The 1,219-nt window shown below is 38.1% G+C and carries 2 pseudogenes; both read left to right on the plus strand.

Annotated elements, in window-relative coordinates:
* Positions 1-74 precede the first annotated feature (74 nt).
* Positions 75-894, plus strand: a pseudogene (locus tag QUA02_RS33420) (IS701 family transposase); the annotation flags it as partial.
* A gap of 35 nt (positions 895-929) precedes the next feature.
* Positions 930-1,010 (plus strand): annotated as a pseudogene (locus tag QUA02_RS33425) (NLI interacting domain protein); the annotation flags it as partial.
* Positions 1,011-1,219: the final 209 nt, after the last annotated feature.

A 1,219-nucleotide genomic window follows, 5' to 3' on the forward strand; every position in this document is an offset into this window, starting at 1 on the left:
TTCGTAATTCATCTTAGGGGAGCTAATTATTTCTTTTATTTTACCTAGAACGAGCGCACTTTCGCAAGAGGTCTATTGAATTATATAAAAAAGCCGACTCATTACCATTCGGAAAAGATGACCCAGAATTCAAGAAAAAGCCAGAAATAGCCATAAATTTAATCGACAAAACCTTAGCGAGAGGCTATAAACCAGGAATAGTCTTGATGGATGCAGGGTATGGTAATAACACCAGTTTTTTACAAGAATTAGAAAACCGAAAATTAAAATACATCGGAGTCATCGCCAAAAATCGCAAAGTAATAATTCAAAAAACCGAAAATGAAACAGAGGAAATTCGAGCAGACAACTTAACAAAAGCCTTACCTGTAGAGGCTTTCACAAAAATTCAACTCAATCTAGAACGACCGAGAACAGTATGGGTAGCAATTAAAGAAGTCGAATTATCAAAATGCACGGGTAAGAAAGTAATAGCCATCGTCATGAATGCAGATACTTTCGATACCGCCACTGAAATAGATTATTTGATGAGTAATGTTGACTTATCAACAGCAACAGAGGAGTGGATAGTAAAAACTTATTCACAAAGAAATTGGGTCGAAGTTTTCTATCGGTAAGCCAAGGGCTGGTAGGGGTTAAATGAATATCAAATCAGAGATGAAACCAGCCTTAAAAGACATTTTATTATGGTGTTTTGTGCCTACACTTTCATTCTCTGGCATACCTTAACAGGAGGATTAAGGCGTAGATGGGCAAACAAATCTTTAAACACTTTTACGCTATGCACTCGAAGCATTTCGGACAGCCATATCTTTTAGGTTTGTGAAATGGTTGAACCAAAATTGGGACGTATTCTCCGCTTATAAAGCCAGTTTAGGCTTTGTTTGGGCTTAAAATTTGTTTAAGTCCCGCTAGAGTCGATCGTTGCAGTGGATGATACACCTCAAAAGTGGGAGCGCAGCTATGGCAATCTGGTGCGAGTAAACCCCTTTGAGGGGGAGGAGACGCATGATGAATTGAAGTATTTGCTGCTTTACTTGGATAAACTGAGATATGAAGAAAATATCCGCAGTGTCGAGAAAAGGTTCTGGCGAAATAGGCTTACCCGATCGATCGGTGAGTCAGATATCTCAAACACGCAGTAAGGAATGAAAAATAAATAAGTTGATGAGTTATCGGTTATAATGAAAAAAGTGTGAGATAACAATTTTCACTCCTA

Origin of the sequence: Microcoleus pseudofavosus SVA1_A4 (genome assembly GCF_036700565.1) — a bacterium.
In the GTDB taxonomy this organism is placed as follows: domain Bacteria; phylum Cyanobacteriota; class Cyanobacteriia; order Cyanobacteriales; family Microcoleaceae; genus Microcoleus.